Below are 1,599 nucleotides of genomic sequence, written 5' to 3' on the forward strand. Positions count from 1 at the left end.
GGACTTTGGCAGCCGGTACCTATCAGCGAAGCTGGCCGGGGAGCCGGCCACCCCATCCGACGTAGCGTCCGCGGTCCGCAAGCAGTCCAATGCATATCAGGAACTGCCGATTGGTTATCTGGATGGACTTCACTACGGTGACCAGGACGTACAGCCGGCGGCGAATGCTTCTGCCGAGGCGACCGCCACAATTCAGCGGGTGTGCAAATGACTGTGCCCGATTATCCACCCGGTGAATGGTCGGCGCTGCTGGTTGGCGCGCAGTGGGTGAGTATCACGGCGGTGACCGCGCTTAACCATGCTATTGCTAATCGTGGAACGATCCAGACAAACTTCTCCCAACTTCATGACACATTGCAGCAAGCCATTACAACAAGCTTGGCTAGGCAAGAGGGGATGACCGCCAACGCCATCCGGGATGCATTTCAGCAAGGCGCCGACCAGGCCGCCCACATCGCGGACAAGAACGGCACCTACAAAACGGCCCTTCAAGGCGCGCTCGACAGTGTGATGCACCTGCGCGAAAAATTGACAAGTATCGCGCATGATGGCAATCAGAAGATTAATGACATCTTGAAGTCGAACGACAAACCCGAGATTAAAGTTACTAAACTTGTCCAGGCTATCGCTGAGTGCCAACGACAAGCCAACCATGCTGCCGCAGAGTGTGGCTTCAGCGTCATTGCTAACGGCCAAAAGGTCCTGGACGCGCAGAATCCCGGTCAGTCGTTTTTCGGGATGGCCCGCGACGCAGGCATCGACGCGAACGAGCAGCCCGACCTGAAGGCCATCGAGGACCAGGTCCGAGGCAAGCTCAACCAGGCCGCGACACCGGGGGCGGGCCAGGCCACCGGCAGTGCAGTCAGTGCGAGCGGACCCGGAGCAGGCACTACCTCCCCGGCGGTTAACACCGGCAGCACCCCAAGCGTCAGCGGACCCGGCGCAGTCACCACCGCCGGAGCAGTTAACACCGGCAGCACCCCAAGCGTGGGCGGACCTGGCGCAGTCACGACTCCGGCAGCGTTAAGCGCCGGAAGCGCGCCGAGCGCGAGCGGACCCGGCGTCGTACCGGCGTCGTTCGGAGGGCGTGTTCCTAGTCCATCACGACCCGCCCAATCCTTTTCGGCACCCTCGGCGCCGGTGCCGTCGGCACCGATGGGAGGGATACCGGCGCAGACGGGTCTCGCGCCGAACAACCCGGTAGTCGCTGCGACCCCCAGCACGAGCGCTGGGGCGCCGACGGGTGCCCCGACGTCACCGGGAGCGCCCGGCCTCTCCGGAGGCCCGGTCCAAGCGATGCAGGCGCAGGTCCCGCCAACTCCGCCGACCTTCCCGACCGCAGCCGCACCGGTCACCGTCGGAGACGTGCCTCCTCCCACCCACCAGGCAGCGGCAGCGCCGCCCGTATCTTCGCCAGCGCCAGTCGCTTACACCTCAGAGCCGGCGACACCGATGATGGCCGGACCCGCTCCCAGTCCGGTCGCGGTTCCGCCGGCGCCCGCGGGGCCGTTACCGGCTTATGGCTCCGACCTTCGTCCCCCGATCCCGACGTCGACGCCATCGGCGCCGATCGCACCTTCGACGCCATCGGTCCAGGCC

The 1,599-nt window shown here is 65.0% G+C and carries 3 protein-coding genes; 1 reads left to right on the plus strand and 2 read right to left on the minus strand.

The features are described 5' to 3' along the window. The coding region (locus WB785_RS13705) for a hypothetical protein (RefSeq protein ID WP_424079884.1) at nt 1-211 on the plus strand (211 nt) is incomplete at its 5' end. Here the strand turns inward: WB785_RS13705 and WB785_RS13710 are convergent. Both WB785_RS13710 and WB785_RS13715 read right to left on the minus strand, forming a co-directional pair. Next, nucleotides 193-654 (minus strand): hypothetical protein, encoded by a 462-nt coding sequence (locus WB785_RS13710; RefSeq protein ID WP_424079885.1) that lies wholly within the window; start codon nt 652-654, stop codon nt 193-195. The two genes, WB785_RS13705 and WB785_RS13710, sit on opposite strands and share 19 nt — an antisense overlap. Nucleotides 655-722: 68 nt before the next feature. Beyond that, on the minus strand, nt 723-1,355 hold the full coding sequence (locus tag WB785_RS13715; RefSeq protein WP_424079886.1) for a hypothetical protein: 633 nt from the start codon (nt 1,353-1,355) through the stop codon (nt 723-725). Between the last annotated feature and the right edge of the window lie 244 nt (nt 1,356-1,599).

The organism is Mycobacterium sp., assembly GCF_049585075.1.
In the GTDB taxonomy this organism is placed as follows: Bacteria; Actinomycetota; Actinomycetes; order Mycobacteriales; family Mycobacteriaceae; genus Mycobacterium.

Excerpts from the sequence above, each read along its gene's own strand:
- WB785_RS13710 (WP_424079885.1), bottom strand. The coding sequence starts at position 654 with ATGGTTGGCTTGTCGTTGGCACTCAGCGATAGCCTGGACAAGTTTAGT.